The organism is Streptomyces sp. NPDC006458 (assembly GCF_040612135.1).
Taxonomy (GTDB): Bacteria; Actinomycetota; Actinomycetes; order Streptomycetales; family Streptomycetaceae; genus Streptomyces.
The window spans coordinates 170,055-192,987 of sequence record NZ_JBEXPR010000017.1; the positions used below are offsets into that span (position 1 = coordinate 170,055).

Sequence of the window (22,933 nt, forward strand, 5' to 3'; positions counted from 1 at the left end):
GACGCTTGATCGGACCGTGAAGCCGTTCGGGGGCCGGTACTTCCCGCCGTGACCGCTCGACCGCTTCGTCTGCTTCTCCGGCAGGGGATTGAGGGAGCGAATGTCGTCCTACTTCACCGACCTGGCTCAGCAGTACATCGACGGCGAGTGGCGTCCGGGCTCGGGTTCCTGGGACATCATCGACTTCAACCCTTACGACGGCGAGAAGCTGGCCTCGATCACCATCGCCACCGCTGAGGAGATCGACGAGGCCTACCGTGCCTCCGCGCGGGTGCAGCGGGAGTGGGCGGGGGCGGGCGCGTTCGCGCGTCGCGCGGTGCTGGAGAAGGCGCTGCGGCTGGTCGAGGAGCGCGAGCCGGAGATCGGTGAGGCGATCATCGCCGAGCTGGGCGGCACCCGGATGAAGGCCGCCTTCGAGCTGCACCTGGCCAAGGAGTTCCTGCGCGAGGCGGTCAGCGTGGCCACCCGCCCCGACGGCCGGATCATCGCCTCGCCGGACGAGAACAAGGAGAACCGCCTCTACCGCGTCCCCGTCGGCGTGGTCGGCGTGATCAGCCCCTTCAACTTCCCCTTCCTGCTGGCGCTGAAGTCGGTCGCCCCGGCGCTGGCGCTCGGCAACGGCGTCGTTCTCAAGCCGCACCAGGACACCCCGGTCGTCGGCGGCACGCTGATCGCGAAGATCTTCGAGGACGCGGGCCTGCCGGCCGGTCTGCTCAACGTCGTCGTGACGGACATCGCCGAGATAGGCGACGCGTTCATCGAGCACCCGATCCCCAGGGTCATCACCTTCACCGGCTCCGACAAGGTCGGCCGCCATGTGGCCACCGTCTGCGCCGCGCAGTTCAAGCGCACCGTCCTCGAACTGGGCGGCAACAGCGCCCTGGTGGTGCTGGACGACGCCGACCTCGACTACGCGGTGGACGCCGCGGTCTTCAGCCGGTACGTCCACCAGGGCCAGGTCTGCATGGCGGCCAACCGGGTGCTGGTGGACCGCTCGGTGGCCGAGGAGTTCACCGGGAAGTTCGTCGCCAAGGTGAAGTCCCTGAAGGCGGGCGACCCGCGCGACCCCGAGACCGTCATCGGCCCGCTGATCAACTCCTCGCAGGCGGAGGCCATCTCGGGCGTCGTCGAGCAGGCCGTCGCCGAGGGCGCCACCGCCCTGGTGCGCGGCGCCACCCGCGACAACCTCGTCGAGCCGTCGGTGCTGACCGACGTCCCGGCCGGCTCCCCCCTGCTGCGGCAGGAGGTGTTCGGCCCGGTCGCGTTCCTCATCCCGTTCGACGGCGAGGAGGAGGCCGTGGGCATCGTCAACGACACGCCGTACGGGCTCAGCGGGGCCGTGCACACCGCGGACGTCGAGCGGGGCGTGCGGTTCGCCCAGCGCATCGACACCGGGATGTTCCACGTCAACGACGGCACGGCGCACGACGAGCCGCTCGTTCCCTTCGGCGGCGAGAAGAACTCCGGCGTCGGCCGGCTCAACGGCGAGACCACCCTGGACGCCTTCACGACCATGAAGTGGATCTCCGTGCAGCACGGCCGGAGCCGGTTCCCGTTCTGAGCCGGTTCCCGTGCTGAGCGGGTGACGGTTCTGAGCGCGTCAGGGCCTGAGCGCCCCGCCGAGCGAAGAGGGCGGAACGGGCGCCGTTCGCAGCGGCACCTTTCGCAGCGGCACCTTTGGCCGCGGCACCCTTCGCAGTGGCGCCATGGCAGCGGCACCTCTCGCAGTGGCGCCATTCGCCGCGGCACTTTCCGCGCCATCCTTCCCGCGCTCTTTCCCGCGCCACTTTCGCCATCCCGGGCCCTTGCGGACAGAACCTGACCGCAAGGGCCCGTAGTTTTACCGGTGTCGGGAAGAACGGCGACGAACACGGCGAAAGGCGACGGACATGGTCACTCACGTGCGGGCGGAGCAGCGGGGCGACGAGCGGGGGGCGCTGCTCGCCTTCCTCGCCGAGCAGCGCGGCGGCATCCGGCGGTCGGTGCTCGGGCTGACCGACGAGCAGGCGTCCTCGCGGCCGAGCGCCAGCGAACTGAGCCTGTCCGGACTGGTCAAGCATGTCGCCGAGGTCGAGCAGGGCTGGGTCGCGCGCGCCAAGGGCGAGCCGCCGGCCGTGCGGCGCGACGAGACCAACTGGCACGAGAACTTCCGCCTGATCGGTGATGAGACGCTCCAGGGGCAGCTGGACCACTGGGAGAAGGTCGCCGCCGAGACGGAGGCGTTCGTCCGGTCCGTGCCCAGCCTGGACGACACCTTCGCGCTGCCGAACGACCCCTGGTTCCCGCCGGACGAGCGTGTCTCCATGCGCTGGCTGGTGCTGCACCTGATCCGCGAGACGGCCCGGCACGCCGGTCACGCCGACGTCATCCGCGAGTCGCTGGACGGCAAGACCGCCTTCGAGCTGGTGGCCCTGGAGCAGGGCGGCTCCTGGGGGTGAACCCGGCGGGAAGGCGGGCTCTACGCTGGCCCCATGTCAGCGATCCGTCTCCTCGTACTGGGTGCCGTGCGCCAGCACGGGCGGGCCCACGGCTACCAGGTGCGCAACGACCTGGAGTACTGGGGCGCGCACGAGTGGTCCAACGCCAAGCCCGGCTCGATCTACCACGCGCTGAAGCAGATGGCGAAGCAGGGCCTGCTGCACGCGCACGAGATCGCGCCGTCCACGGCCGGCGGCCCGCCCCGCACCGAGTACGAGATCACCGACCTCGGTGCGGCGGAGTACCTCGGTCTGGTCCGTGAGGCGCTGACCAACTACGACCAGAAGACGGACATGAAGTCCGCGGCCATCGGCTTCATGGTCGATCTGCCGCGCGCCGAGGCGGTGTCGCTGCTCAAGGAGCGCATCCGCCGCATCGAGGACTGGCGCGGGGCCGTCACGGAGCACTACGTGCCCGAGGACGGCCCCGGCCAGCTCGGGCACATCGGCGAGATCATGAACCTCTGGATCCACACGGCGGACGCCGAGGCCGAGTGGACCCAGGGGCTCATCGAGCGCGTCGAGGGCGGGGCGTACGTCTTCGCGGGCGAGGGCGAGCCGTTCGTCGGCGTCCTCGCGGAGGGCCAGGAGAACCCCTGGGCGACGGGGGAGCGGCACCCGGGCGACGCCCGCTGACCCGCCCATCGGGTTCCTGTCCAACGCCTTCGCCACCCCGGCCCCTCCATGCCCGACTGGCTGGGCACCGTCGTCGACTGGAACCCCCTGTCCCACACGGCGACCGCCGTACGCGACCTCTTCGCCGCCGGAGCGGTCGACGCGGGCCACGTCTGGTCGGCTGTCGCGTGGCCGCTGGGCCTGCTGGCGGTGTTCTTCCCGCTGGGGCGGTGCGCAGGTTCGGTCGGCTCAACCGATAGGCGGGCACAATCCGGCTTGCACCTCACGCGGCGTGAGGCCCCACCGTGGAGGGCGTACCGAGAAAGGAGCGGAAGTTGAGCTACTCCGTGGGACAGGTCGCCGACTTCGCCGGAGTCACGGTGCGCACGCTGCACCACTACGACGCCATCGGCCTGCTCGCTCCGGGCGAGCGCAGCCACGCGGGTCACCGGCGCTATACCGACGCCGACCTCGACCGGCTGCAGCAGATCCTGTTCTACCGGGAGCTCGGCTTCCCCCTCGACGAGGTCGCCGTCCTGCTCGACGACCCGGACGCGGACCCGCGCGCACACCTGCGCCGCCAGCACGAGCTGCTGACCGCCCGGATCGAGAAGCTGCGCAAGATGGCGGCGGCCGTGGAGCACGCCATGGAGGCACGAAAGATGGGCATCGACCTCACGCCCGAGGAGAGGTTCGAGGTGTTCGGGGACAAGGACCCCGAGCGTTACGCCGAGGAGGCGGAGCAGCGCTGGGGCGGCACCGCCGCCTACGCCGAGTCGCAGCGCCGCGCCGCGGGCTACACCAAGGAGGACTGGAAGCGCATGCAGGCCGAGGTGGCCGACTGGGGCGAGCGCTACAACGCCCTGATGGCCGCGGGCGAGCAGCCGGCCGGTGAGGCCGCCATGAACATGGCCGAGGAGCACCGGCAGCACATCTGCGCGTGGTTCTACGAGTGCCCGTACGAGATGCACCAGGGCCTGGGCGAGATGTACGTCTCGGACGAACGCTTCAAGGCGTTCTACGACACCATGCGCCCGGGTCTGGCCAAGCACCTGCGGGACGCGATCGTGGCGAACGCGGCCCGGCACGCCTCGTGACGCCCCGGTCCGGGAGCGGGCGGCGGATCACCCCTGGGCGCCGAAGCCCGGCAGCGAGCGGCCGACCGCTCCCGGGCACCCCGCCCGCGTTGCGAGCGGCCGGCCGCTCCCCGGCTTCGGCGCGGTAGCGGGCAGCCGGTCACTCCCGGGTCACGATCACCGCCGTTCCGTACGCGCACACCTCCGTGCCGACGTCGGCCGCTTCGGTCACGTCGAAGCGGAAGGCGAGCACGGCGTTGGCGCCACGCGCGCGTGCCTGCTCCACCAGCCGCTCCATGGCCTGGTTGCGGGTCTCCACCAGCGTCTTGGTGAGCCCTCTGAGCTCACCGCCGACGAGTGACTTCAGCCCCGCGCCGATCTGGCTGCCCAGATGGCGGGAACGGACCGTCAGCCCGAAGACCTCGCCGATCACCCGCTCGACTCGCATTCCGGGGATGTCGTTCGTCGTCACGACCAGTACGTCCGGCTGGGGCCCCTGGCCGCCGCCGTAGTCATCGATGCCCATGGCTCACAGCTTTGTCCGAGTGCACGCACAGTGCATCCTGGAGTCACCCGGTGGAACCTGGGGCGGCCGCCGGGCGTTGATAGCTTTGGCCCGGCCGCACTGGACGCCGCCGCACCTCCCTCACCCCTCAGGAGCCCGGAACCGTGACGACGCTCGCACTCGGACCGAGCTGGCTCGACCCGAACCACCTGCTCGACACTTTCGGGATCTGGGGCCTGCTCCTGATCGTCTTCGCCGAGTCCGGGCTGCTCATCGGCTTCTTCCTGCCGGGCGACTCCCTGCTGTTCACGGCCGGCCTGCTGATCACCTCCGGTCAGCTGGACTTCCCGCTGTGGGCCGCGATCGCGCTGATCTGCCTCGCCGCGATCCTGGGCGACCAGGCGGGCTACATGTTCGGCAGGAAGGTCGGCCCTTCCCTGTTCAATCGCCCGGACTCCCGCCTGTTCAAGCAGGAGAACGTCACCAAGGCCCACGAGTTCTTCGAGAAGTACGGCCCGAAGTCCCTGGTCCTGGCCCGCTTCGTGCCCATCGTGCGCACCTTCACGCCGATCATCGCGGGCGTCAGCGGCATGCGGTACCGCTCGTTCCTCACCTTCAACATCCTGGGCGGTGTCCTCTGGGGCGCCGGGGTCACCCTGCTCGGCTCCTGGCTGGGCAACATCGACTTCGTCGAGAAGAACATCGAGGCGATCCTCATCCTGATCGTCCTCATCTCGGTCGTCCCGATCGCCATCGAGTTCCTCAGGGCCCGCTCCCAGGCCAAGAAGAACCCCGCCGCGCGCCAGCAGCCCGCCCAGCCGCTCCAGCAGGCCCCCCAGCAGCAGTACCAGCAGTACCCGCCGCTGGACGACGCGACGACCCAGCTCCGCCGCGTCGAGCCGACGGACGACCAGAGCGGGCACTACGACGGGCAGTACGGCCAGGACCCGGGCTACGACCAGGGTTACGACCAGCAGCAGTACGCCCAGCAGCCGCACGACCCGTACTACGGCGGCCACCAGCAGTACGACCAGGGCTACGACCACCAGGGTTACGACCAGAACTACGCCCAGCCGTACGCGCCTCAGCAGCAGGACCAGCAGCAGTACCCGTACCCCTACAACCAGGGCTGACGCCACCGCCCAAGCGGCGCGAGGAACGGCGCGAATCTCTAAGGGGCGCGGGGAACGGCGCAAGTCTTTAGGGGGCGCGGGGAACGGCGCGAGTCTTTAAGGGGCGCGGGGAACGGCGCAAGTCTTTAGGGGGCGCGGGGAACGGCGCGAGTCTTTAAGGGGCGCGGGGAACGGCGCAAGTCTTTAAGGGGCGCGGGGAACGGCGCAAATCTTCAAGGGGCGCGGGGAACGGCGCGAACAACCCCCACCGGCCCGCAGCCGAAGCGCGTGGAAGGGCACGGGGGTTCAGAACCCCCGCGTCCGCTTCGCCGCCTTCCGCCCCCCGCCGGAGGCAACCGGCACCCGCAGGAACAGCCGCGACACCTCCGACCCCAGGTTCACCCCGATCGCGATGGCCATGGCCAGCGCCGCCGCCTTGGTCAGCGAGCCCAGCCCCTTGTCCACCTCGTTCTGCGCGATGGACAGCAGCCCGAAGTACGTCGCGGAACCCGGCAGCAGCGGCCCGATCGCCGCGGTCGTGTACGGCAGCGCCGAGGCGTACCGGTACCTGGACAGCAACTGCCCAAACAGACCGACCACCCCGGCCGCCACCGCCGTGGAGGCGACGGGGGACAGGCCGCCGGCGTAGTGCATGGCGCCGTACACCGACCAGGCCACGCCGCCGTTGAGGGTGACGGCGAACACGGTGGATCGTTCCTGCTGGAGCAGCACCGCGAAGGTCAGGGACAGCAGCATCGAAGCGACGATCTGCACGACGGGCCGCTCGGCCAGACCGAGGGCCTCGTCCGGGTTCAGCTCGGCGCCGAACTGGACGCCGAAGTACAGCATCACCAGCACGCCGACGACGATGCCCACGAACAGGTACATCACCTCCAGCAGACGCGCGGCCGCGGTGATGTAGAAGCCGGTCAGACCGTCCTGCACGCCCGCCACCAGCGCCCGTCCGGGCAGCAGCGCGAACAGCCCACCGGTGATCACGGCGGAGGCCTTCACATCGACATGGGCGAGGGTCAGCGCCACCCCTATCGCCGCGGGCGGCATCGCGGCGACCGTGAACTGGTAGAACTCCGGCAGCCCCCGCCCCGCGCACAGCCAGGCCAGCCGGTCGCCGAGCATCGCGCCCAGCGCGGCCGCGACGAACACGATCACGTCACCGCCGACCAGCAGCGAGGCAGCGCCCGCCAGCAGTCCGCTCGCGGAGGTCAGCACCCAGGTCGGATAGGGGTGCCGGTTGCGGCGGATCTCCGCGAGCCGCCGGTAGGCCTCCTCCAGCGAGACATGGGTCACCGGGTCGCTGAGGTCGTCGACGAGCTGGAACACCGCCGCGAGCCGCGTGTAGTCGGTGCCGCGGCGCCGCACCGTACGGGACGCCGTCACCGGGTCGTCCACCAGGGACGGCTGGTAGGAGATCGACAGCAGGGTGAAGGTGACGTTCGGCTCGCAGCGGTCGAGACCGTAGGAGCGGCACACCGCGAACATCGCGGTCTCCACGTCCTCGGCGCTCTCCCCGCCCGCCAGCAGCAGCTCCCCGAGGCGCAGCGTCAGGTCGAGCACGCGCGGGACGGCCGGACCGCCCTCCTCGGCCCGCTGCACCGGCTCCGGCGCGGGCCGCTCGGCCACCGGCATGCGCAGCATCGTGCGCATCCGGTCCTGCCAGGGCGCGTCCTTGGTCAGACTCACCAGCGGTATCCCGGCGGCGGGCGTGAACGCCGCGGGAGCGGCCTTGGAGCTGTAGGTGCTGGGCGTACTGAACGCCGACCCCTCCGACTCGGGGCCGGGCGGCGACGGCACGTCCAGTCCCTTGGGAACGGCGAACTCCGACGTCGTCGACGACTCCGTGTCCGAGGTGTCCGCCGGCCCGACCCCGGGAGGCGGTGTGAACGCGCTCCTCGCCTCGTCCGACTGCGGTTTGCGGTCCTCCGCTTCCGTCACTTAAAGCAGCGCTCCCTGTACGACTCCCGATGGGCACAGTATGCGCACGGACACGCGAACGGGCCGCACGCGCAGGCGTGCGGCCCGTTCACCGGAGGAGGGCTCAGTGGCCGCCCTGCTCCTCGGCCCGCTTGTAGGACCGCTCGATCTCGGCCTCGGCCTCGACACGGCCCACCCAGTTGGCGCCCTCGACGGACTTGCCGGGCTCAAGGTCCTTGTAGACCTCGAAGAAGTGCTGGATCTCCAGGCGGTCGAACTCCGACACGTGGTGGATGTCGCGCAGGTGCTCCACACGCGGGTCGGTGGCCGGCACGCACAGCAGCTTGTCGTCGCCGCCGGCCTCGTCCGTCATCCGGAACATGCCGATCGCGCGGCACTTGATGAGACAGCCCGGGAAGGTCGGCTCGTCCAGGATGACCAGCGCGTCGAGCGGGTCGCCGTCCTCGCCGAGAGTGTTCTCGACGAACCCGTAGTCGGTCGGGTAGGCGGTCGAGGTGAAGAGTCGGCGGTCCAAGCGGATACGACCGGTCTCGTGGTCCACCTCGTACTTGTTCCGCGAACCCTTCGGGATCTCGATCGTGACGTCGAACTCCACCGGTGGTTCCTCCATGATCAGCGCACAGTTCTGGTGGTTAAGTGTCCCTCACGCAGGTGTGTGATCGCGAAAGGGGCTGGTGGTCGTGCCAGATCTCAGGCCGTGGCGGGTTGCGAGGCCCCGGCTGGTGCGGGCCGCGAACGCCGTACGCCCCCGCCTCGCCCGGGTCGCCGCGGCCGCGAAACCGCGGTTCACGCGGTCGGCACGGCCCACGAAACCGCAGGTCACACGGGTGAAAACCTGGCAGTTCACCGCGGGTGCCGCAACGGCCGGGCTGGCGCTGGCCGTCGGCGCGGTCACCGCAGCGGGTCCCTGGGACTCCACCGGTCAGCGTACGGCCGAGCGTGAGCGTGCGGTCGCCCAACAGCACACAGGTGGCGCATCTCACGGTCGCGGATCCGGTACGACGTCCGCCGCGCCCCGCCCCGCCCCCAGCGCCCCCTCCGTGCTCACCGGCCTCGGCGGGTCCACCCCGGTCGGGGAGTCCGCACCCGGCGCCCGCCCCCTGGCCGCGGTCCTGGGCCCCCTGCTCAAGGACCCCGCGCTCGGCGAACGACAGGCCGCCGCCGTCGTCGACCTGGCCACCGGCATGCCCGTGTACGGCACCGCGGCCGGCGAGGCACTGATCCCGGCCTCCACCACCAAGATCGCCACCGCCGTCGCCGCCCTGTCCGCGCTCGGCCCCGACCACCGCCTCACCACCCGCGCCGCCTTCGAACCCGACACCGGCGAACTCGTCCTCGTCGGCGGCGGCGACCCCACCCTCACCGCCCGCGAACCCGCCGGCGGCTGGGCCGACCTGCGCACCCTCGCCGACCGCACCGCCAAGAAACTCGCCGAACGCGGCGTACGAGAGGTCACCCTGTCCTACGACACGACCCTGTACGCCGGTCCCGAACGCCACCCGATCGGGGAGAACGACAACCTCGCCCCCGTCACCGCCCTGATGATCGACGAGGCCCGCACCGACGGCTCCACCAGCGGCACCGCCGGGCGCAGCACCGAACCCGCCGCCGACGCCACCCGCGCCTTCGCCGACATCCTGAAGACCCACGGCATCAGGACCAGCTCCCCGGGACCCTCCAAGGCGACCACGCGCGCGCAGACCCTCGCCTCGGTCTCCTCGCCGCCCCTGGCCACCCTCGTCGAACGCATGCTGACCAACAGCGACAACGACATCGCCGAGGCTCTCGTCCGCCACACCGCGCTCGCCACCGGCCGGCGCGCCGACTTCGACGGTGCCGGCCGCGCCGTGCACGCCCAGCTCAAGAAGCTCGGACTGCCCGTGAAAGGCGCCGTCTTCAAGGACGGCAGCGGACTCAGCCGCGAGGACCGGCTCACCACCGGCCTGCTCACCGCGCTGCTCGCCGAGGCCGCCGACCCCGACCGCCCCGAACTGCGCCCGGCCCTCACCGGCCTTCCCGTCGCCGGCTTCACCGGCACTCTGACCAGCCGCTACGCCGACGGCGCGGCCGGCCTCGTCCGTGCCAAGACCGGCACCCTCACCGGCGTCAACGCCCTCGCCGGTACGGTCGTCGACCGCGACGGCCGTCTGCTCGCCTTCGCCTTCCTCGCCTCGGGCACGCTGGAGAAGGACGCGGCTCAGACGGCGCTGGACCGCGCGGCGACAGCACTGGCGAACTGTGGTTGCGGATGAGCCGGCCGCTGTAGTGCCGCGGGCGGCCGTTCCGCGGGGCGCAACGGGTGGGCACGGCCGCCGACGCACGGCACTTTGCGAGCAGGCCCCGCCGCAAGCGCCCTGCCCCGGAGGGGACCGCTCACGTACGGTTGACACATGACGAGCATCGGTGGTGCCGCATCCGCTGGGATGATCGACTGGAACCTCGCCGTGGCGACCGCGACCCGCCTCCTGCGGCCCGGCCCCGAGATCAGCCGTGACGAGGCCCGCGCCGTCGTCGCCGAACTGCGCCGACACGCCAAGGCCTCCGAGGAGCACGTGCGCGCCTTCACCCGGCTCGGCGTCGACGGACTCGACGACACGCCCGTGCTCGTCGTCGACCGGCCCGGCTGGGTCAAGGCCAACGTCGCCGGATTCCGCGCCATCCTCAAGCCCCTGCTCGACAAGATGCAGGAGCGGCGCACCGGTAGCCCCGGCGGCGCCGTCCTGGGCGCCGTGGGCGGCAAGGTCACCGGCGTCGAACTCGGCATGCTGCTGTCCTTCCTCGCCTCCCGCGTCCTCGGCCAGTACGAGACCTTCGCACCCGGCACCCGCGACCTGCCGGCCGGCGACAACGGCGGTGGCCGACTGCTGCTCGTCGCCCCGAACATCGTCCACGTCGAGCGCGAACTCGACGTCGACCCGCACGACTTCCGCCTGTGGGTGTGCCTGCACGAGGAGACCCACCGCACCCAGTTCACCGCCGTGCCCTGGCTGCGCGACCACCTGGAGGGCGAGATCCAGTCGTTCCTCGCCGAGACCGACGTCGACCCCGGGACCGTGCTGGAACGCATCCGCGAGGCCGCCCAGTCGCTCGCCGGAGGCCGTCCCGAGGGCGAGGAGGACGACGGCGGCCGCTCCTTCGTCGAACTCGTGCAGACCCCGGCCCAGCGGGAGATCCTCGGCCGGCTCACCGCCGTGATGTCCCTGCTCGAAGGACACGCCGACTACGTCATGGACGGCGTCGGCCCCGACGTCGTGGCCTCCGTCGCCGAGATCCGCGAGAAGTTCCAGCAGCGCCGCGCCAAGGGCGCCTCCCGCCTCGACCTCGCCCTGCGCAGGCTGCTCGGCCTGGACGCCAAGCTCCGGCAGTACCGCGACGGGGAACGCTTCGTACGGGCCGTCGTCGACGAGGTCGGCATGGACGGCTTCAACCGCGTGTGGACGTCCCCCAACACCCTCCCCACCAAGACCGAGATCGCCAAACCGGCGGACTGGATCACACGGGTGCACGGCAGGACCGAGACGTGACACCGCGCGCGAGTGGAGTGAAGGGTATTCGGCCGACGGCAGGCGAACGCCCCTCCAATCACCCGTCCGAGGGACCGTGAGGCACGGACAGGCGTGCAATGCTCGGGGAACGGCCCATTTCTGTCACCATCGACACACTCTGAGTGACCGAACTCGGGCTCATCCCCCGAAAACTTCTTGAAGGGAACCGGACATGGGTCCCCATCCTGCGGTCGCGGCGATACGCCTGGCGGTCCGCCGCGTCCTCCACGACGTCCTCACCGACCACCACTCCACACCACCCCATACGCGCCCCGCGCGCACGCCGTCGCCGCTCGTGCTCGTCGCCTGCTCCGGCGGCGCCGACTCCATGGCGCTCGCCTCGGCCCTCGCCTTCGAGGCACCCAGACTCGGCGTCCGCGCCGGCGGCATCACCGTCGACCACGGCCTCCAGGCCGGCTCCGAGCTGCGCGCGGAGGAAGTCGTCGTGCGCCTGCGCGAACTGGGCCTCGACCCCGTCGAGTCCGTCACCGTCACCGTCGGCCGTGACGGAGGACCCGAAGCCGCCGCCCGCGACGCCCGCTACGCAGCCCTGGACGCCGCCGCAGCCCGCCACGGGGCCGCCGCCGTCCTCCTCGGCCACACCCGCGACGACCAGGCCGAGACCGTCCTGCTCGGACTCGCCCGCGGCTCCGGTATCCGCTCCCTGTCCGGCATGGCCGCGGTCTCGGGGGCCGACGGCCGCTACCGGCGCCCCTTCCTCCAACTCGACCGGCAGACCGCTCGCAAGGCCTGTCTGGTCCAGTCGCTGCCCGTGTGGGACGACCCGCACAACACCGACCCCGCGTACACGCGTTCCCGTCTGCGCCACGAGGGCCTGCCCGCCCTGGAGAAGGCCCTCGGCAAGGGCGTCGTCGAGGCCCTCGCCCGCACGGCCCAGCTCTCCCGGGACGACGCCGACGCGCTCGACGCGTGGGCCAGTCAGGCCGAGGCCGCCGTCCGTGACGCCACCGGACTGCTGGAGTGCGCCAAGCTCTACGCCCTGCCGCCCGCCGTACGCCGCCGGATCCTGCGCCGCGCCGCCATCGAGGCGGGCGCCCCGGCCGGTTCGCTGTTCGCCCGGCACATCGAGGAAGTCGACCGGCTGATCACCGGCTGGCGCGGCCAGGGGGCCATCAATCTCCCAGGCAAAGTCGTGGCCCAGCGTCAGGGTGGCAGACTGGTGATTCGGCAAGGCTGAATCTCTCCCACGCGGAGAGAGGACCCGGTCCCTCTTCACGGAGGGGCCGGACGGCCGGTGGGACGACCGAAAGTGATGCGGGTGGACGCGAAAGACATGGGTGCCGACCTCAAGCAGGTGCTCATCACCAAGGAAGAGATCGACGCGAAGCTGGCCGAGCTGGCCGCGAAGATCGACGCTGAGTACGCGGGCAAGGACCTGCTGATCATCGGAGTCCTCAAGGGCGCCGTCATGGTCATGGCCGACCTGGCCCGAGCGCTGTCCAACCCCGTCACCATGGACTGGATGGCCGTCTCCTCCTACGGCGCGGGCACCCAGTCCTCCGGCGTCGTACGGATCCTCAAGGACCTGGACACCGACATCAAGGGCCGGCACGTCCTGATCGTCGAGGACATCATCGACTCCGGCCTGACGCTGTCCTGGCTGCTGTCCAACCTCGGCTCACGCGAGCCCGAGACGCTGAAGGTGTGCACCCTGCTGCGCAAGCCCGACGCGGCCAAGGTCGCCATCGACGTCGAGTGGGTCGGCTTCGACATCCCGAACGAGTTCGTCGTCGGCTACGGCCTCGACTACGCCGAGAAGTACCGCAACCTCCCGTTCGTCGGTACGCTCGCGCCCCACGTCTACGGCGGCTGACCCGAAGGGCCCAGTGCCGTACGAAGATCGGGAACCCCGTCGGGTGTCGCGCCGTTGGAGCATGCAGACGGGTTCCCCGCCAGTCCGTGCGGCTTCGGGCCGCAAAGCTGGGGTACCGTCAGAAGAACTGTCTTATCAAACTCACTATGGCAGGAGGGACGGGGCGGCACCGCTCCGTATGGATGGACGTGAAGCGATACTTCCGTGGGCCGGTCATGTGGATCGTGCTGGCCGTCCTTGCCGTGGTCGTGTTGATGCAGGTCGTCGGCTCGTCCGGGGGCTACAAGACGGTAGACACAGGCCAGGTCGTTCAGGCGATCAATGAGAACAAGGTCGAGTCGGCCAAGCTGACCACAGGTGACGAGCAGACCGTCAAGGTCGAGCTCAAGGACGGCGTAAAGGTCGAGGGCAGCTCGAAGATCCAGGCGAGCTACATCGGCGACCAGGGCGTGACCATCGCCGGCACGCTGCAGCAGAAGTTCCAGGAGAAGCAGATCCCGGACGGGTACACCGTCTCGCCGTCGAAGCAGAACCCCATCGTGGGCATCCTGCTCTCGCTGCTTCCCTTCGTCCTCATCGTGGTCGTCTTCCTGTTCCTGATGAATCAGATGCAGGGCGGCGGCTCCCGAGTGATGAACTTCGGCAAGTCCAAGGCCAAGCTCATCACCAAGGACACCCCCAAGACCACCTTCGCCGACGTGGCCGGCTCGGACGAGGCCGTCGAGGAACTCCACGAGATCAAGGAGTTCCTCCAGGAACCGGCCAAGTTCCAGGCCGTCGGCGCCAAGATCCCCAAGGGCGTGCTCCTCTACGGCCCGCCCGGCACCGGCAAGACCCTGCTCGCGCGCGCCGTCGCCGGCGAGGCGGGCGTGCCGTTCTACTCGATCTCCGGTTCCGACTTCGTCGAGATGTTCGTCGGCGTCGGTGCCTCCCGAGTCCGAGACCTGTTCGAGCAGGCCAAGGCGAACGCCCCGGCCATCGTCTTCGTCGACGAGATCGACGCGGTCGGCCGCCACCGCGGCGCCGGCCTCGGCGGCGGTCACGACGAGCGCGAGCAGACCCTGAACCAGCTGCTCGTCGAGATGGACGGCTTCGATGTGAAGGGCGGCGTCATCCTGATCGCCGCCACGAACCGACCCGACATCCTCGACCCCGCCCTGCTGCGCCCCGGCCGCTTCGACCGCCAGATCGCGGTCGACCGCCCGGACATGCAGGGCCGGCTGGAGATCCTCAAGGTCCACCAGAAGGGCAAGCCGGTCGCTCCGGACGTCGACCTGTCGGCCGTCGCCCGCCGCACCCCCGGCTTCACGGGTGCCGATCTGTCCAACGTCCTGAACGAGGCCGCGCTGCTCACGGCCCGCTCGGACAAGAAGCTGATCGACAACCACATGCTGGACGAGGCGATCGACCGCGTGGTCGCGGGCCCGCAGAAGCGGACCCGGATCATGTCGGACAAGGAGAAGAAGATCACCGCGTACCACGAGGGCGGTCACGCCCTGGTCGCGGCGGCCTCGCCGAACTCCGACCCGGTCCACAAGATCACGATCCTCAGCCGCGGCCGCGCGCTGGGCTACACGATGGTCCTGCCGGACGAGGACAAGTACTCCACGACCCGCAACGAGATGCTGGACCAGCTGGCCTACATGCTGGGCGGCCGTGCGGCCGAGGAGCTCGTCTTCCACGACCCGACCACGGGCGCGGCGAACGACATCGAGAAGGCCACCGCCACCGCCCGCGCGATGGTCACCCAGTACGGCATGACCGAGCGACTCGGCGCCATCAAGTTCGGCGGCGACAACACCGAGCCGTTCCTCGGCCGTGAGATGGCCCACCAGCGCGACTACTCGGAAGAGGTCGCCGCCCTGGTGGACGAGGAAGTCAAGAAGCTCATCGAGAACGCGCACAACGAGGCCTGGGAGATCCTGGTCGAGAACCGCGACGTCCTCGACAACCTGGTCCTCCAGCTGCTGGAGAAGGAGACGCTGGGCAAGGAGGAGATCGCCGAGATCTTCGCCCCCATCGTCAAGCGTCCCCCGCGGCCGGCCTGGACCGGCTCCTCCCGCCGCACGCCGTCCACCCGCCCGCCGGTGCTCTCCCCCAAGGAGCTCGCACTGACCAACGGTGCCAACGGCGCGACCCCGGCGATCACCACCGTCAAGTCCACGGCGGCGGAGACCGCCCCGGTGATCGACCCGGTCACCGAGGACCGCCCCGAGAGCTGACCCTCCGGCCCCGGTGACCACACCGGGCCCGGAATGGATGCCGCGCCCCCCTGGTTCTAGCCTGGGGGGCGCGGCATTTGCGCATGACCGCACGTGAGACGCGTGATCCACGCGACAGTTATCAGGAACGAGGCACGAGATGACCGACCCCGTGACGCTGGACGGCGAGGGCTCCATCGGCGAGTTCGACGAGAAGCGCGCTGAGAACGCCGTACGCGAACTGCTGATCGCGGTCGGCGAGGACCCGGACCGCGAGGGCCTGAAGGAGACGCCGGGGCGGGTGGCACGGGCCTATCGCGAACTGCTGGCGGGGCTTCGGCAGGAGCCGGAGGACGTTCTCACGACGACGTTCGACCTGGGCCACGATGAGATGGTCCTGGTGAAGGACATTGAAATCGTGTCTTTGTGCGAGCATCACCTTCTGCCGTTCCACGGTGTGGCGCATGTCGGCTACATCCCGGCCGAGACCGGAAAGATCACGGGCCTGTCCAAGCTGGCTCGCCTCGTCGAGGTGTTCGCCCGGCGTCCGCAGGTGCAGGAACGACTCACCACACAGATCGCGGACTCCCTCATGCGGATCCTGGAGGCGCGTGGCGCCATCGTGGTCATCGAGGCCGAGCACATGTGCATGTCGGTGCGCGGCATCCGCAAGCCGGGCGCGAAGACGACGACCTCGGCCGTGAGGGGCCAGCTTCGGGACGCCACGACCCGCGCCGAGGCGATGAGCCTGATACTGGCGCGTTGACCTGATCGTCGGTGGTGCCCGATGGCTTGATTCCGGTCAACGGCCATCTGGCCCGTCAGCCCTGGTGACTCGGGCCCCTCAGGCCACCGGAGCCGCGCCCGTGCCGTTGTCGTCCTCGTCCTCCGGGAGTTTGCAGACGCGTTCCAGGAAGAGGGCGGCCGCTATGACGCCGATGCCGGCGACGACGGAGAGGCCGGCGTAGATGGCCTGGTCGCGGCGGGCGGGGATGTCCAGGGACTCCAGGAGGAAGACGCCGGTGCCGCCGTACATGCCGGCGACGAGGGCGGCCACCAGGGCGCTGGCCTGGCCGAAGACGACCGCGCGGGCGGCCATCAGGGGGTCGACGCCCTTGGCGCCCGGGCGGCGTTCGCGCTGTGCCTTGAGGCGGGCGCGCAGGGACAGGGCCGTGGCGAGCAGGATCACGGCGATCACGGCCAGCACGATGGGCGCGGCCAGGGGGACGCTGGGGAGGGTTCCGACCGAGTTCCACAGGCGGGCGCCCGCCCAGGACAGGACTCCGGCAACGATGAACACGCCTGCCAGCACCCTGATGCGCAGCTCTCTCACGGTGTCCCTTCAGCTCCCCCCGGACATGGTGGTCGTGTTGACCTTAACGACTACTCGGGCAGCCGGAGTTCCAGGTCCTTGCGCGGCGCGACGCCTTCCCGGGTGATCGCGTCCAGCAGTGCGGCGACGGCACCGCGGCCGGGCAGCTCGGCGGCGGGGTCGACGTCGTGCCAGGGGGCGAGGACGAAGGCGCGCTCGTGGGCGCGGGGGTGGGGCAGGGTGAGGACGGGGTCGTCGGAGACGACCTCGGCGTAGGCGACGATGTCGACGTCGAGGGTGCGGGCGCCCCAGCGCTCGTCGCGCACCCGGTGGAAGGCCTCCTCGACCGCGTGGGCGCGCTCCAGCAGGGAGGACGGGGGCAGGGTCGTCCGCAGGATCACGACGGCGTTGAAGTACGAGGGCTGGCTGCCGGGCTCGACGCCCCAGGGCTCGGTCTCGTAGACGGGGGAGACGGCCTTGACGCGGACGCCGGGGGTGTCCTCCAGGGCGTCGACGGCGCCCTGGAGGGTCTCCAGGCGGTTGCCCAGGTTGGAGCCGAGGGAGAGCACCGCGAGCCGGGGGTTGTGCAGGGTGGTGTCGGCGGCGTCGACCTGCTCCACGACGGAGGCGGGCACCGGCTGTACGGTCGGGTCGCTGGGACCCTCGGTGAACGAGGCGCTCATACTCGGCTCCGGGTGATGGTGACGGTCACGTCGTCGAAGGGAACCGTGATCGGCGCGTCCGGTTTGTGGACGCAGACCTCGACCTCCCGCACCCCGTCGTGCTTCAGACAGGCCTGGGCGATGCGCTCGGCCAGGGTCTCGATGAGGTTGACCGGCTCGCCCTGGACGACGGCGACGACCTCCTCGGCCACGATGCCGTAGTGCACGGTCTTCGCCAGGTCGTCGTCGGCCGCGGCCGGCCGGGTGTCCAGGCCGAGGACGAGGTCCACGATGAAGGTCTGGCCCTCCTCGCGTTCCTTGGGGAAGACACCGTGGTGCCCGCGGGCCTTCAGGCCGCGCAGCGCGACACGATCCACGCGAATCACTCCTGCAATCGTCGGTGAGAGCCGGTCCGTACCGCGTGCGGGCGGCAGTCCGGCCTCGAACGAATCTACCTGCGGGCACTGACAGCGCCGGGCCACGGGGGCGTGGATCCGGGCCGGGGCCAGGAGTGTTCAGCGGGTGTTTCCCCTGGGGAACCCGGCGCCTCACGGGTCGAAAGCCGCCCCTACCCCGGCGGCCGTGATTCCAACCACGTCTTGGTCCCTGTGGGTGGGTGCCGTGTCGCGTCCTGTGAGGACGCCTACCCGGTCAGTCGGGCGTCTCCCCGCTTTCTTCGTCGTCGTTCTCGGCGAGGACGGGGGAGGCGTGGTGGGACCAGATCTTCCAGCCGTCGGGGGTGCGCCGGAAGATGTTCGTGGCCACCACGAGCTGGCCGACCAGGGGGCCGAGCTCGCCGCCGGCCTCGGGCGCGGGGCCGCCGCTGAGGATGTTCTCCGTGCAGGTCAGCAGGGCGGTGTCGCCGGTGACGGAGACATGCACGTCGGTCAGGAAGAACTGGATGTACTCGGTGTTCGCCATGATCAGCGCGTACGACCTGAGAACCTCGGCGCGGCCGGTCAGGACGGGCCAGCCGGGGTGGATGCAGGAGACCACGCCCGTGTCGGCGGGGTCGTGGTACTCCTCGTCGACGCCGAGGTCGGAGGGGGTGAGCCAGAGCGAGGACAGCTCCTCGAAGTCGCCGCGCTCCAGGGCCTCGTAGAAGGCGGTGTTGGCGGCTTCGACCTCTTCGACGTCGGTGTGAGGGGCGCTCACCGGGCTCCTTCGTGGGGCTGCGCGCCGGGCGCGCGGTCGGGTGTGTGCTGCGTGGGGCGCTCGTGGCCCGGGACCGGCGCGTTCGCCTCGGCGCGCGCTCCCTCCACGGCGCGGGCGACCCGTACCGCGTCCGCCGAGGCGCGGACCTCGTGCACGCGGACCGCCCAGGCGCCGGCCTGTGCGGCGAGCGCGGTGACGGCGGCGGTGGCGGCGTCGCGCTCGCGCGCGGGCGGCGGGGCGCCCTCGGGGCCGGCGAGGACGCGGCCGAGGAAACGCTTGCGGGAGGCGGCCACGAGCAGCGGGTGGCCGAGGGCGCGCAGGCGGTCCAGGTGGGCGAGGAGGGAGAGGTCGTGCTCGCCCTCCTTGGAGAAGCCGAGTCCGGGGTCGACGACGATCCGGTCGGGGGCGATGCCGCCGTCGAGGACGGCCTGTACGCGCGCGTGAAGCTCGTCGACGACCTCGCCGACGACATCGGCGTAGGTGCCCCGGACGTTGGCGCCCTGGAGGAAACCGCGCCAGTGCATGACGACGAAGGGGGCGCCGGCGTCGGCGACGGCGGGGATCATGCCGGGGTCGGCGAGGCCGCCGCTGACGTCGTTGACGAGGGCGGCGCCGGCGGCGAGGGCCCGGGCGGCGACGGAGGCGCGCATGGTGTCGACGGAGACGACGACGCCTTCGGAGGAGAGCCCGCGGACCACGGGGATGACGCGCCGCAGTTCCTCGTCCTCGTCCACGCGGGTGGCGCCGGGGCGGGTGGACTCGCCGCCGACGTCGATCAGGTCGGCGCCCTGGGCGACGAGTTCGAGGCCGTGCTTGATGGCGGCGGTGGTGTCGAACCAGCGGCCTCCGTCGGAGAAGGAATCGGGGGTCACGTTGACGACTCCCATGACCGCGCACCGGTCCCAGTCCGGAAGGCCCGCGACGATCCCGCGTCCGCGTCCACTCTGCTTGCTCATATGGTCAGCGTAGGCCCCGCGCGGGCCATGAACGCCGTGCGGCCCGGGCGCGGGCCCCGGGAGTGGTGAAGGCGGGCTCCGGGCCGGGTCCGTCGGGTCAGACCGCGCTGATCTCCGGTTCCGCCAGGGCGTGCGCGCCAGGGCGTGCGGGGCGTGCGCGCCGGCGCAGGGCGGGCGGCAGGGGCGGGGCGAGGCGCAGGAAGCCCTCCGCCTGGAGGGCGGCCAGGCCGCTGCGGGGCAGGTCGGCGGAGGTGTGGTAGACGAGGAAGCGGGGTTCCGGCGTGGCCGGAACTTGGCGTTGAAGCGGTACAGCGACTCGATCTGGAACCAGCGCGAGAGGAACACCGGCAACCCGCGCCGGTCGCGCGGCAGCGGTCCCGCGCCGAGCCGCTCGCCGCGGGCCAGGGCGGAGCGGAACACGGCGAAGTCCAGCGACACGCGCGCGATGCCGAGCCGGGGCGCGGCCCCCAGGGCGGCGACGATGAGCAACCCGTTGACGCCGGGGTCGGCCGCGCGGTCGCGGCGCATCAGGTCCAGGGAGACGCCGTCGGGGCCCCAGGGCACGAAGTGCGGGACGGCCCTGAGGTCGCCGTAGGGGCCGGGGGCGGTCTCGGCGAGGTGGGCGGTGGCGATCAGGCAGTCGCCGTCGGAGGGGTCGCCGAGTCTGCCGAGCGCCATGGAGAAGCCGCGCTCGGTGTCGGTGCCGCGCCAGTCGTCGGCGGCGCGGCGGATGCGGTCCAGTTCGCTGTCGCCGAGGTCACGGACACGACGTACCCGGGTTTCGTAACCGGCCCGCTCGATGCGTCCGGCCATCTGGCGCACGTTGCGCGTCGGGCGGCCGGCGAGGGAGAAATCCGCGGTGTCCACCACCGCCTCGTCGCCCGGTTCGAGGGCGTCCAGGCCGGTCTCGCGGGTCCACACCTGGCCGCCGGTCTCGGAACAGCCCATGACGGCGGGGGTCCAGGAGTGGGCGCGGGCCTCGTCCATGAAGCGTTCGATGGCGCCGGGCCAGGCCTCCACGTCACCGATGGGGTCGCCGCCGGCGAGCATGACGCCGGAGACGACGCGGTAGGTGACGGCGGCCTTGCCGCTGGGCGAGAACACCACGGCCTTGTCGCGGCGCGGGGCGAAGTGGCCGAGCGAGTCGCGGCCGCCGTACCGCTCCAGCAGGGCGCGCAGCCGGACCTCGTCCTCGGGGGTGAGGCGGGCGCCGGGGTGTTCGGGGCGCAGGGCGAGGTAGAGCGTGGTCAGGGCGGTGAGCAGGCCGAGGGCGCCGAGGGAGTAGGCGACCGTCCAGGAGGTGCTGCCGCGGTAGTCGACGGGGCCGTCGAGGCCGACCAGCCCGTACAGGACGTGCGTGAGCCGGTCGGCCACGCTGGGGTCGCCGACCGTGCCGTCCGGGTGGGCGCTGACCACGACCAGGCCGAGGGCGAGCGAGAAGGCGCCCATGAGCGCGAAGTTGGCGAGCGCGCGCCAGCGGCCGCGCGGATCGGGCAGGGCGGCGAACTGGTCGCGGTGGCGCAGCAGCGGCCAGAGCAGTGTCAGGGGGATGAGCACGCCGAGGACGGAGCCGCGGTGGGCGAACTGGGCGAGGGCGCCGATCGGCAGCAGGGCGACGGTGGCGCGCCAGGCCCGGCGCTTGCCGCGTTTGAGGCCGTGCGCGAGCAGGAGCAGCAGGACGCCCGCGCTGAGCGAGAGCGCGGCCGCGAACGGGCCGAGCGCGCCCGGCAGTACCTCGGCGAGGGTGTGGATTCGGCTGTGTCGGAAGCGCGGGAAGACGCCCGCGGCGATCTCCAGCAGGCCCACCAGGACGCCCGCGCGGGCGACGAGGACGGGGACGGACTCGGGGCGGGGACCGCCGGGCAGGTGCCGCGTGCGGACGGGCGGGGCGGTGTCGGTGCCCGGCATGTCCTGTTCTTCCCTGGCAGTCATCGCTTCCCGTGGTTCCGCGAGAGGGCTCGGTACCGGTGCCGATTCGGGCATCCGCCGACATTGCGCCCTCTAGGACGACGAGTTCGACAGGGAGGTTCACTCGGCGTGGGGATGCCGGGGCGAATCGGGGCCGGGCGCGGTCGGCGTGCCCAACGCCGGGCCCGTCGGGCGGCGTGAATTCCTGATGCGCTGTGAAGGCCCGGGCATGGCCGAGTTTTTGTGACCCAAGGCACCATTGCGCGCCTACGCGCGGTAAGTTTCTGGCCATGCCACGTGGACGTCATCGCCATTCCCCGCCTCTGCACAGGCTGCTGCCTCCGTCGGCGATCGCAGGCGTGTCCGCCGTCTGCGCCCTCGGCCCCTGGGTGTTCACGGAAGCGGTCCTGCTGCGCGGTCTCGCCGCGGTGGCCGCGGTCACCGCGGTCACCAGCGCGGTCGTCATGCGCCGTTGGGACACGCAGGCCGGCAAGCAGGTCGCCGACCTCACGCGCGCGCGTGCGAGCGACGACTGGCGCCATGAGGAACGGGTCGCCGAGCTGGAGTCCGACCTGGACGAGTCGCGCGAGCTGCGCGGCAAGCTGGAGCAGCGGCTGCGGGCGAAGCGCGCGGAGCTGGCGAAGCTGCGCAACGAGCACGCGTCCCTGCTGCGCCGGTACGCCACCGCGGAGACCGAGCGGGCCACCGCCCTTGAGGGCCGCCGCCTGCTGGAGATCGAGGCGACCACACCGCCGCGTGCCGCGCTGCCGCCCGTACCGGTGCCGCGGCAGGCGGAATCCGAGCAGGCCGAGACCGCCGAGGCGGAGCACGCGCGCGAGGACGAGTCGAAGGCCCTCGCGGTGTTCTCGCCCGGTGGCTCCCGGCTGTTCCTGCGGGCGAACGCGGCCCTGAGCCGCCTGGCCGAGGGCTCCGCAGAGGAGACCGCGGCCAAGGCCGGCGCCGGGTCCCCGGAGACCCCTGAGGGCCCCGACGGTCCGGGCGGTCCCGGCGGGCCGGGCGAGACCCCCGCCGACGCCGCATCGGAGGACGAGGCCCAGGGGAAGCCACGGGCGGCCGACGAGCACGAGCGCGCGGCCGCCACCCCCGAGTCCACCGAGGAGCCGGCGCTCGCCGCGGACCCCGAGGAGCCGGCCACCGTCCCCACGGAGGAGCACTCCACCGCGGACGCCCCCGAAGCACCCGCCGCTCCCGTCAGCCCCTCGACCGAGGTCGTCCCGGCCACCCGGTCGGCCGCCGCGCTGCCCGTGCGGCAGACCCGCGGGCACTTCACCGTCCCGACCGCCGTGGCCGTCGTCCCCGGGACTCCCGCCCGACGGCAGGCGGCCCAGGGCGGATTCGACTTCTTCGGCACGCAGAAGTCCGAGTCCGCGGCGCTGGAGGCCGTGCAGAACGAGGACCTCGCCGACGTCGTCGGACAGGAGGCCCTGGACCTGCACAAGGCCGAGGCCGAGGCGCGGTTCAGGCCCGCCGGCGAGGGCCTTCGGGCCGTCGGCCAGGTGATCGACCTGACGGCGCACGACGAGACCGAGCAGATCGACGTCCAGCGGCTGCGCAGCGCTGCCTCCTGACGCCGCGTCACGACACGGAAGGGCGTCCCGCAC

20 protein-coding genes and 2 pseudogenes are annotated in these 22,933 nt (G+C 71.5%); 13 read left to right on the forward strand and 9 right to left on the reverse strand.

Annotated elements, in window-relative coordinates:
- Nucleotides 1-100 precede the first annotated feature (100 nt).
- The 5 genes and pseudogenes from ABZZ79_RS23680 (at nt 101) to ABZZ79_RS23700 (ending at nt 4,189) form a co-directional block, all read left to right on the forward strand.
- Nucleotides 101-1,561: an aldehyde dehydrogenase family protein gene (locus ABZZ79_RS23680; protein ID WP_356691701.1), complete on the forward strand. Its 1,461-nt coding sequence runs from the start codon at nt 101-103 to the stop codon at nt 1,559-1,561.
- Between the two features lie 328 nt (nt 1,562-1,889).
- Nucleotides 1,890-2,438 (forward strand): DinB family protein, encoded by a 549-nt coding sequence (locus ABZZ79_RS23685; RefSeq protein WP_356691703.1) that lies wholly within the window; start codon nt 1,890-1,892, stop codon nt 2,436-2,438.
- 33 nt (nt 2,439-2,471) lie between these two features.
- Complete coding sequence (locus ABZZ79_RS23690) at nt 2,472-3,113, forward strand: PadR family transcriptional regulator (protein ID WP_356691705.1); 642 nt, start codon at nt 2,472-2,474, stop codon at nt 3,111-3,113.
- A 4-nt stretch (nt 3,114-3,117) separates the two neighbouring features.
- Nucleotides 3,118-3,352 (forward strand): annotated as a pseudogene (locus ABZZ79_RS23695) (ABC transporter permease); the annotation flags it as partial.
- A 75-nt stretch (nt 3,353-3,427) separates the two neighbouring features.
- Nucleotides 3,428-4,189 (forward strand): MerR family transcriptional regulator, encoded by a 762-nt coding sequence (locus ABZZ79_RS23700; RefSeq protein ID WP_356691707.1) that lies wholly within the window; start codon nt 3,428-3,430, stop codon nt 4,187-4,189.
- 139 nt (nt 4,190-4,328) lie between these two features.
- Here the strand turns inward: ABZZ79_RS23700 and ABZZ79_RS23705 are convergent, their stop codons facing one another.
- Entirely contained in the window at nt 4,329-4,694 is a 366-nt protein-coding gene (locus ABZZ79_RS23705) for a YbjQ family protein (RefSeq protein ID WP_356691709.1), read from the reverse strand.
- A gap of 143 nt (nt 4,695-4,837) precedes the next feature.
- Here ABZZ79_RS23705 and ABZZ79_RS23710 point away from each other — a divergent pair, with 143 nt between their 5' ends.
- On the forward strand, nt 4,838-5,806 hold the full coding sequence (locus ABZZ79_RS23710) for a VTT domain-containing protein (RefSeq protein WP_356691711.1): 969 nt from the start codon (nt 4,838-4,840) through the stop codon (nt 5,804-5,806).
- Between the two features lie 285 nt (nt 5,807-6,091).
- Here the strand turns inward: ABZZ79_RS23710 and ABZZ79_RS23715 are convergent, their stop codons facing one another.
- On the reverse strand, nt 6,092-7,738 hold the full coding sequence (locus ABZZ79_RS23715; RefSeq protein ID WP_356691713.1) for a threonine/serine exporter family protein: 1,647 nt from the start codon (nt 7,736-7,738) through the stop codon (nt 6,092-6,094).
- Between the two features lie 103 nt (nt 7,739-7,841).
- Complete coding sequence (locus ABZZ79_RS23720; RefSeq protein WP_356691715.1) at nt 7,842-8,333, reverse strand: inorganic diphosphatase; 492 nt, start codon at nt 8,331-8,333, stop codon at nt 7,842-7,844.
- Between the two features lie 79 nt (nt 8,334-8,412).
- Between ABZZ79_RS23720 and dacB the strand changes: the two genes are divergently transcribed.
- From dacB to folE, 6 genes are all read left to right on the forward strand, one after another.
- Nucleotides 8,413-9,990, forward strand: coding sequence for a D-alanyl-D-alanine carboxypeptidase/D-alanyl-D-alanine-endopeptidase (gene dacB, locus ABZZ79_RS23725; RefSeq protein WP_356691717.1), 1,578 nt, complete (start codon nt 8,413-8,415; stop codon nt 9,988-9,990).
- A 138-nt stretch (nt 9,991-10,128) separates the two neighbouring features.
- On the forward strand, nt 10,129-11,262 hold the full coding sequence (locus tag ABZZ79_RS23730; RefSeq protein ID WP_356691719.1) for a zinc-dependent metalloprotease: 1,134 nt from the start codon (nt 10,129-10,131) through the stop codon (nt 11,260-11,262).
- Between the two features lie 193 nt (nt 11,263-11,455).
- Complete coding sequence (gene tilS, locus ABZZ79_RS23735; RefSeq protein ID WP_356691721.1) at nt 11,456-12,481, forward strand: tRNA lysidine(34) synthetase TilS; 1,026 nt, start codon at nt 11,456-11,458, stop codon at nt 12,479-12,481.
- A 75-nt stretch (nt 12,482-12,556) separates the two neighbouring features.
- Nucleotides 12,557-13,117 carry a hypoxanthine phosphoribosyltransferase gene (hpt, locus tag ABZZ79_RS23740; RefSeq protein WP_356691785.1) on the forward strand — a complete coding sequence of 187 codons (561 nt, stop codon included), beginning with the start codon at nt 12,557-12,559 and terminating at the stop codon, nt 13,115-13,117.
- Between the two features lie 182 nt (nt 13,118-13,299).
- Nucleotides 13,300-15,339, forward strand: a complete 2,040-nt coding sequence (gene ftsH / locus ABZZ79_RS23745) for an ATP-dependent zinc metalloprotease FtsH (RefSeq protein ID WP_356691723.1) — start codon at nt 13,300-13,302, stop codon at nt 15,337-15,339.
- 139 nt (nt 15,340-15,478) lie between these two features.
- Nucleotides 15,479-16,084: a GTP cyclohydrolase I FolE gene (folE, locus tag ABZZ79_RS23750; protein ID WP_356691725.1), complete on the forward strand. Its 606-nt coding sequence runs from the start codon at nt 15,479-15,481 to the stop codon at nt 16,082-16,084.
- Between the two features lie 78 nt (nt 16,085-16,162).
- Here the strand turns inward: folE and ABZZ79_RS23755 are convergent, their stop codons facing one another.
- The 6 genes and pseudogenes from ABZZ79_RS23755 to ABZZ79_RS23780 form a co-directional block, all read right to left on the reverse strand.
- Nucleotides 16,163-16,651: a DUF3180 domain-containing protein gene (locus ABZZ79_RS23755; protein WP_356691727.1), complete on the reverse strand. Its 489-nt coding sequence runs from the start codon at nt 16,649-16,651 to the stop codon at nt 16,163-16,165.
- 50 nt (nt 16,652-16,701) lie between these two features.
- The gene (folK, locus tag ABZZ79_RS23760; RefSeq protein WP_356691729.1) at nt 16,702-17,313 is read right to left on the reverse strand and encodes a 2-amino-4-hydroxy-6-hydroxymethyldihydropteridine diphosphokinase; all 612 of its coding nucleotides are present in this window, start codon (nt 17,311-17,313) and stop codon (nt 16,702-16,704) included.
- On the reverse strand, nt 17,310-17,669 hold the full coding sequence (gene folB / locus ABZZ79_RS23765) for a dihydroneopterin aldolase (protein WP_356691731.1): 360 nt from the start codon (nt 17,667-17,669) through the stop codon (nt 17,310-17,312). Before folB ends, folK begins: the two co-directional genes overlap by 4 nt.
- A 274-nt stretch (nt 17,670-17,943) precedes the next feature.
- On the reverse strand, nt 17,944-18,447 hold the full coding sequence (locus ABZZ79_RS23770) for a nuclear transport factor 2 family protein (RefSeq protein WP_356691733.1): 504 nt from the start codon (nt 18,445-18,447) through the stop codon (nt 17,944-17,946).
- Complete coding sequence (gene folP / locus ABZZ79_RS23775) at nt 18,444-19,403, reverse strand: dihydropteroate synthase (RefSeq protein ID WP_356691735.1); 960 nt, start codon at nt 19,401-19,403, stop codon at nt 18,444-18,446. The genes ABZZ79_RS23770 and folP overlap by 4 nt, the downstream gene beginning before the upstream one ends.
- Before the next feature lie 97 nt (nt 19,404-19,500).
- Nucleotides 19,501-21,311, reverse strand: a pseudogene (locus tag ABZZ79_RS23780) (phosphatidylglycerol lysyltransferase domain-containing protein).
- A gap of 290 nt (nt 21,312-21,601) precedes the next feature.
- Here ABZZ79_RS23780 and ABZZ79_RS23785 point away from each other — a divergent pair.
- Nucleotides 21,602-22,900, forward strand: coding sequence for a hypothetical protein (locus ABZZ79_RS23785; RefSeq protein WP_356691737.1), 1,299 nt, complete (start codon nt 21,602-21,604; stop codon nt 22,898-22,900).
- The last annotated feature ends 33 nt before the right edge of the window (nt 22,901-22,933 follow it).

Excerpts from the sequence above, each read along its gene's own strand:
- ABZZ79_RS23680 (WP_356691701.1), top strand. The coding sequence starts at position 101 with ATGTCGTCCTACTTCACCGACCTGGCTCAGCAGTACATCGACGGCGAG.
- ABZZ79_RS23685 (WP_356691703.1), top strand. The coding sequence starts at position 1,890 with ATGGTCACTCACGTGCGGGCGGAGCAGCGGGGCGACGAGCGGGGGGCG.
- ABZZ79_RS23690 (WP_356691705.1), top strand. The coding sequence starts at position 2,472 with ATGTCAGCGATCCGTCTCCTCGTACTGGGTGCCGTGCGCCAGCACGGG.
- ABZZ79_RS23705 (WP_356691709.1), bottom strand. The coding sequence starts at position 4,694 with ATGGGCATCGATGACTACGGCGGCGGCCAGGGGCCCCAGCCGGACGTA.
- ABZZ79_RS23730 (WP_356691719.1), top strand. The coding sequence starts at position 10,129 with ATGACGAGCATCGGTGGTGCCGCATCCGCTGGGATGATCGACTGGAAC.
- tilS (WP_356691721.1), top strand. The coding sequence starts at position 11,456 with ATGGGTCCCCATCCTGCGGTCGCGGCGATACGCCTGGCGGTCCGCCGC.
- hpt (WP_356691785.1), top strand. The coding sequence starts at position 12,557 with ATGCGGGTGGACGCGAAAGACATGGGTGCCGACCTCAAGCAGGTGCTC.
- ftsH (WP_356691723.1), top strand. The coding sequence starts at position 13,300 with ATGGACGTGAAGCGATACTTCCGTGGGCCGGTCATGTGGATCGTGCTG.
- folE (WP_356691725.1), top strand. The coding sequence starts at position 15,479 with ATGACCGACCCCGTGACGCTGGACGGCGAGGGCTCCATCGGCGAGTTC.
- folK (WP_356691729.1), bottom strand. The coding sequence starts at position 17,313 with ATGAGCGCCTCGTTCACCGAGGGTCCCAGCGACCCGACCGTACAGCCG.
- folP (WP_356691735.1), bottom strand. The coding sequence starts at position 19,403 with ATGAGCAAGCAGAGTGGACGCGGACGCGGGATCGTCGCGGGCCTTCCG.
- ABZZ79_RS23785 (WP_356691737.1), top strand. The coding sequence starts at position 21,602 with ATGCCACGTGGACGTCATCGCCATTCCCCGCCTCTGCACAGGCTGCTG.